This is a genomic window from Actinophytocola sp. (genome assembly GCF_036002505.1).
In the GTDB taxonomy this organism is placed as follows: Bacteria; Actinomycetota; Actinomycetes; order Mycobacteriales; family Pseudonocardiaceae; genus DASYTH01.
In genome coordinates this window covers 100,114-106,182 of sequence record NZ_DASYTH010000196.1, presented here as the reverse complement: position 1 = coordinate 106,182, position 6,069 = coordinate 100,114, and the positions used below count along the sequence as shown (strand labels likewise).

Sequence of the window (6,069 nt, the reverse complement as noted above, 5' to 3'; positions counted from 1 at the left end):
TCCGACATGCTCAAGGGCAAGCAGGGCCGGTTCCGGCAGAACCTGCTCGGCAAGCGCGTCGACTACTCCGGCCGTTCGGTCATCGTGGTCGGCCCGCAGCTGCGGCTGCACCAGTGCGGCCTGCCCAAGCAGATGGCTCTGGAGCTGTTCAAGCCGTTCGTGATGAAGCGTCTGGTGGATCTCAACCACGCGCAGAACATCAAGTCGGCCAAGCGGATGGTCGAGCGGGCCCGCCCGGTCGTGTGGGACGTGCTCGAGGAGGTCATCACCGAGCACCCGGTGATGCTGAACCGGGCGCCGACGCTGCACCGCCTCGGCATCCAGGCCTTCGAGCCGCAGCTGGTCGAGGGCAAGGCGATCCAGCTGCACCCGCTGGTCTGCGAGGCGTTCAACGCGGACTTCGACGGTGACCAGATGGCGGTGCACCTGCCGCTGTCCGCCGAGGCCCAGGCCGAGGCACGGATCCTGATGCTGTCCTCGAACAACATCCTCTCGCCGGCCTCCGGGCGCCCGCTGGCCATGCCCCGGCTGGACATGGTGACCGGCCTGTTCCACCTGACCCTCCTCAAGGAGGAGGGCGCAGGTGCCGGGCGGGCGTTCTCCTCGCCGGCCGAGGCGATCATGGCCTTCGACCGCAAGGCGATCGAGCTGCAGTCCCTGATCAAGGTGCGCATCCACGACCGCGCGCCGAACTCGCAGGACCGGCCGGAGGACTGGGAGCCGGGCGGCTCCTGGCTGGCCCAGACCACGCTGGGCCGGGTGCTGTTCAACGACCTGCTGCCGGAGGACTATCCGTTCATCAACGAGGCCATGCCGAAGAAGCGGCAGGCCGCGATCGTGAACGACCTAGCCGAGCGGTACCCGATGGTCACCGTGGCCCGGACGCTGGACAAGCTCAAGGACGCCGGCTTCTTCTGGGCCACCCGGTCCGGCGTCACCATCGCCATCTCCGATGTGGTGGTGCCGCCGAACAAGCAGGAGATCCTGGACTCCTACGAGGCCAAGGCGGACGCCGTCGAGAAGCGCTACCAGCGCGGGCAGCTGTCCCACTCCGAGCGCAACAACGAGCTGGTGAAGGTGTGGGGCCAGGCGACCGAGGAGGTTGCCAAGGCCATGGAGGACCACTTCCCCGAGGACAACCCGATCCCGATGATCGTCAAGTCGGGTGCGGCGGGCAACATGACCCAGGTCCGGTCGCTGGCCGGGATGCGTGGTCTGGTGTCCAACCCGAAGGGCGAGTACATCCCGCGGCCGATCAAGTCCAACTTCCGCGAGGGCCTGTCCGTGCTGGAGTACTTCATCGCCACGCACGGTGCCCGCAAGGGTCTGGCCGACACCGCACTGCGCACCGCCGACTCGGGTTACCTGACCCGGCGCCTGGTGGACGTGTCGCAGGACGTCATCGTGCGCGAGATCGACTGCGGCACCAGCCGCGGCATTGTGATGACGGTCGGCGAGCAGGGTCCGGACGGCACCATCGTCCGCGACACGCACGTGGAGACCAGCGTCTACGCCCGCACGCTGGCCGAGGACATCGCCGACGAGGACGGCAACGTCCTGCTCAACCGCGGTGACGACCTCGGCGACCCGGCCATCGAGAAGCTGGCCAACGCCGGCGTCACCCGGGCCAAGGTGCGCAGCGTGCTGACCTGTGAGTCCGTCGTCGGGGTGTGTGCCACCTGCTACGGCCGCTCGATGGCCACCGGGCAGCTGGTGGACGTCGGCGAGGCGGTCGGCATCGTGGCCGCGCAGTCGATCGGTGAGCCCGGCACCCAGCTGACCATGCGCACCTTCCACCAGGGCGGCGTCGCCGGTGAGGACATCACCACGGGTCTGCCGCGTGTCCAGGAGCTGTTCGAGGCTCGCGTGCCGAAGGGCAAGGCGCCGATCGCCGATGTCGACGGCCGGGTGCGGATCGAGGACGGCGACCGGTACTGGAAGATCACACTGATCCCGGACGACGGCAGCGAGGAGATCGTCCTCGACAAGCTGTCCAAGCGGCAGCGGCTGGCCCTCACCCCCGAGGGTGCACCGCTGGCCGACGGGGACCACGTGCGGGTCGGCCAGCAGCTGCTCGAAGGCACGCCCGACCCGCACGAGGTGCTGCGGGTCATGGGTCCGCGCGAGGCTCAGCTGCACCTGGTCGACGAGGTGCAGAAGGTCTACCGGGCACAGGGTGTGTCCATCCACGACAAGCACATCGAGGTGATCGTCCGCCAGATGCTGCGCCGGGTGACCATTCTCGACTCCGGTGCCGCGGAGTTCCTGCCCGGTGCGCTCATCGAGCGGGCTGAGTTTGAGCGGGAGAACCGGCGGGTGGTGGCCGGCGGCGGCGAGCCGGCGTCCGGCCGTCCGGTGCTGATGGGCATCACCAAGGCGTCGCTGGCCACGGATTCGTGGCTGTCCGCCGCCTCGTTCCAGGAGACGACCCGGGTGCTGACCGACGCCGCCATCAACGGCCGGTCGGACAAACTGGTCGGCCTCAAGGAGAACGTGATCATCGGCAAGCTGATCCCGGCCGGCACCGGCATCAACAAGTACCGGAACATCCAGGTCCAGCCGACCGAGGAGGCCCGGGTCGCGGCGTACGCGATCCCGTCCTACGACGACGGCTACTACACCCCGGACGTGTTCGGTACCGGCACCGGCCCCGCGGTTCCGCTGGACGATTACGACTTCGGCCGCGACTACCGCTAACCGCACAATCGACCCGAAGGCCACCTTCACCGCTTCCACGCAGGTGAAGGTGGCCTTCGTGCGTTCACCTTCACGGGAGTTCGTGATCTCCGGCTCTATCGGTGGCGAGGAATTGTCAATTAACGTCTGCGCCAAGGGGTCGGCGCGGAGGAGGTTCTCGGGTGGACGCGACCACGCCGTGACCGAGCGCTGCAACAGACAATTGCGCCTGCGACCGCGGGTGTCCATGGTGACCGATGTGGACGGTCGGATCGCCCTGGTGCATTCCGCCCGGTGGGGCGAGCGGCTCGATGAGCTCAGCGCGGAGGAGCAGGCCGTGCTGTACGAGCTCGGCGTCGCCGAGCAGTCCGAGTCCGAGCTCTCCGCCCGGCTCGGCCCGGAAAGCACGCTGCTGTCCCGGTTGCGGGCCGGCGGCTGGCTCACCGTCAGCTACGCCTACCACGACCGCGTCCTGGTCACCGTCCGCCCGCTTGGGCCGTACCGCGAGCCGCACCCGACCGGCCCACCGGTCGAGCCGCTGCTGTCCCGGTTCGCCGTGCTCCGCCGGGACGGCGACACGCTCCTGCTCGAGTCCCCGCGGTGCCGGGCCGCGATGCTGGTGCGCGACACCGAGGTGATGGCGGTGCTGCACGGGCTCGCCGCGAGGGACCCCGCACCGGCCAGCACGCTGCCCGCCCCGGTCGTCGCCGAGATCATCACCGAGCTGGCCTGGTACGGCTTCGTGCACGAGGCCGGGGAGGACGACCGCCCCGACCTGACCACCGAGCAGTGGAGCACGCACGAGCTCTGGTTTCACGCCCGCAGCCGGGAGGGCTTCCACGACTACCCGCTGGGCGCCACGTCCTGGGGCGCCGCGCGGTACCCGCCGCCACCGGGTCGCCGGGAGCCCTGGCCAGGCCCCGCCGTGCCGCTCCCCACACCCGATCGGACCACGCTGGACGGATCGTTCGGCGCCGTGCTGGAGGCCCGCCGCTCGCTGCGCGTCCCGGACGGCGACAACCCGCTGACTCTGGCTCAGCTGAGCGAGTTCCTGCACTGGTCCGCCCGGGTCCGGTGGACCACGGAGGCGTCCGGGCAGGAGCTCACGCTGCGCCCCAGCCCCTCCGGCGGCGCGCTGCACTCCCTGGAGATCTACCCGGTGGTGACCTCGATGTCCGGGCTCGCCCCCGGCATGTACCACTACGACCCGTTCGACCACACGCTCGAACCGGTGCCGGCCGACCCGCTCGCCACCGCCCAGCTCGTCCAGCGGACCACCGCCGCGACCGGCGCACCGCCACCCCAGGTGCTCCTGATCCTCGCCGCCCGCTTCAGCCGCGTGATGTGGAAGTACCAGGGCATGGCCTACGCCCTCATCCTCAAGGACACCGGCGCGCTCATGCAGACCATGTACCTCGTCGCCACCGCCATGAACCTCGCCCCCTGCGCCATCGGCGCCGGCGACAGCGACCTCTTCGCGCAAGCCACCAACCTCAACCCCCTCGAAGAAGCCAGCGTCGGCGAGTTCACCCTCTCGAGCCGCGCCCCGTAGTACAACCTGTAGTAAGATCGTGGTATGGAGCAGATCCCCGTGCGGGTATTGAACCAGGACACCGCGGGCGTGCTGGCGCGGGTGGAGGAGGGCAACACCGTGGAAATCACCAGCCGCGGCAAGCCCGTCGCCCGGATCGTCCCCGTGTACGACGGCCCGTTGGCTGATCTGGTGGCGCAGGGTCGCGTCACCCCCGCGACGAACCGCGGGCCATGGACCATGCCAACGATCAAGGCGCCGCCCGGCTCCGACGCCGGTGCGCTGATCCGGCAGCTTCGCGACGAGGAGCGTAGTTGATCTATCTCGACTCGAATGCGCTGATCAAGCTGATCCATGAGGAGGACGAGACCCCTCAGCTGATCACCTGGCTCGGCCTCCAACCCGACGGTGAGTTCGTGTCGTCGGCCTTGGTTGAAGTCGAGGTACCCCGCGCTCTACGGCGTAGCAATCCCGCGGCCTTGGCAGCGGCTGCGGCCAAACTCCGTCAGGTGACGCGCATGGCTATGGACGAACCTGTCCGAGCCACGGCCGCGGCCTACGTCGATCCGCTCCTTCGATCCCTCGACGCAATCCACCTGGCGACCGCGGAGAACCTTGTGGCATCGGGGGAACGCATCACCGCGTTCGTCACCTATGACAAACGCCTGGCATCGGCTGCGGCGGAGGCCGGGCTACCCGTGGTGGCTCCGGGGGCGGTGTAGGGGACCCGCTTTGACCTCCGGTGGCGGGAACGGGTATCTTTGCTACTTGTGCCCGACCCATGTCGGGTCGGTCGGTATGCCTGTGCGTGACTTCATGCCAAGCATGTCGAAGTTCCTCTCGAACCCCGTTGGGATCATGCTGTCCCACGCGGAGTCCTGAGCGAGGGCGACACGCCCGACCTCGGGATACGGCGGGGCCGGGCGGAATAACAAGCCAAAGACGGATTGTTGAGAAGAAAGCCGGTCTATGCCCACGATCCAGCAGCTGGTCCGCAAGGGCCGCCAGGACAAGGTCGCCAAGCAGAAGACTGCGGCTCTCAAGGGGAGCCCGCAGCGGCGCGGCGTGTGCACACGCGTGTACACCACTACCCCCAAGAAGCCGAACTCGGCGCTGCGGAAGGTCGCCCGGGTGAAGCTGACCAGCGGCATCGAGGTTACGGCCTACATCCCGGGGGAGGGCCACAACCTGCAGGAGCACTCGATGGTCCTGGTCCGCGGCGGCCGGGTGAAGGACCTTCCCGGTGTCCGCTACAAGATCATTCGCGGCTCGCTGGACACCCAGGGCGTGAAGAACCGCAAGCAAGCCCGCAGCCGTTACGGCGCGAAGAAGGAGAAGAGCTGATGCCACGTAAGGGCCCGGCCCCCAAGCGGCCGCTGATCTCCGACCCGGTCTACAGCTCACCGCTGGTCACCCAGCTGGTGAACAAGGTGCTGCGGGACGGTAAGCGCTCGGTCGCGGAGAAGATCGTCTACGGGGCGCTCGAGGGCGCCCGGGAGAAGACCAGCACCGACCCGGTGGTCACGCTCAAGCGCGCGCTGGACAACGTCAAGCCGACCATCGAGGTGAAGAGCCGGCGGGTCGGTGGCGCCACCTACCAGGTGCCGATCGAGGTCAAGCCGGGCCGGAGCACCACGCTGGCCCTGCGCTGGCTGGTCAACTTCTCCCGGCAGCGCCGCGAGAAGACCATGGTCGAGCGGCTCATGAACGAGCTGCTCGACGCGAGCAACGGACTCGGGGCGAGCGTCAAGCGCCGCGAGGACACGCACAAGATGGCGGAGTCCAACAAGGCCTTCGCTCACTACCGCTGGTGATGTAGTGCCGGCCTACCGGCCGGCCACAGCTTCAGGAAGCAGGGGAAG

6 protein-coding genes are annotated in these 6,069 nt (G+C 68.6%); all 6 read left to right on the top strand.

All coding sequences use genetic code 11. The features are described 5' to 3' along the window. Window positions 1–2,697 (top strand): DNA-directed RNA polymerase subunit beta' (gene rpoC / locus VGR06_RS16965; RefSeq protein ID WP_327560037.1); only part of this gene is annotated, 2,697 nt, incomplete at its 5' end. A gap of 58 nt (window positions 2,698–2,755) precedes the next feature. After that, entirely contained in the window at window positions 2,756–4,228 is a 1,473-nt protein-coding gene (locus VGR06_RS16960) for a SagB family peptide dehydrogenase (RefSeq protein WP_327560036.1), read from the top strand. Between the two features lie 24 nt (window positions 4,229–4,252). Then, a complete protein-coding gene (locus VGR06_RS16955) occupies window positions 4,253–4,525 on the top strand; it encodes a type II toxin-antitoxin system prevent-host-death family antitoxin (RefSeq protein WP_327560035.1) in 273 nt (90 codons plus the stop codon). Then, window positions 4,522–4,929, top strand: coding sequence for a type II toxin-antitoxin system VapC family toxin (locus VGR06_RS16950; RefSeq protein WP_327560034.1), 408 nt, complete (start codon window positions 4,522–4,524; stop codon window positions 4,927–4,929). The genes VGR06_RS16955 and VGR06_RS16950 overlap by 4 nt, the downstream gene beginning before the upstream one ends. Before the next feature lie 247 nt (window positions 4,930–5,176). Next, the gene (rpsL, locus tag VGR06_RS16945; protein ID WP_030473471.1) at window positions 5,177–5,551 is read left to right on the top strand and encodes a 30S ribosomal protein S12; all 375 of its coding nucleotides are present in this window, start codon (window positions 5,177–5,179) and stop codon (window positions 5,549–5,551) included. After that, window positions 5,551–6,021 (top strand): 30S ribosomal protein S7, encoded by a 471-nt coding sequence (gene rpsG, locus VGR06_RS16940; RefSeq protein WP_327560033.1) that lies wholly within the window; start codon window positions 5,551–5,553, stop codon window positions 6,019–6,021. The genes rpsL and rpsG overlap by 1 nt, the downstream gene beginning before the upstream one ends. The last annotated feature ends 48 nt before the right edge of the window (window positions 6,022–6,069 follow it).

Excerpts from the sequence above, each read along its gene's own strand:
- VGR06_RS16955 (WP_327560035.1), top strand. The coding sequence starts at position 4,253 with ATGGAGCAGATCCCCGTGCGGGTATTGAACCAGGACACCGCGGGCGTG.
- rpsL (WP_030473471.1), top strand. The coding sequence starts at position 5,177 with ATGCCCACGATCCAGCAGCTGGTCCGCAAGGGCCGCCAGGACAAGGTC.
- rpsG (WP_327560033.1), top strand. The coding sequence starts at position 5,551 with ATGCCACGTAAGGGCCCGGCCCCCAAGCGGCCGCTGATCTCCGACCCG.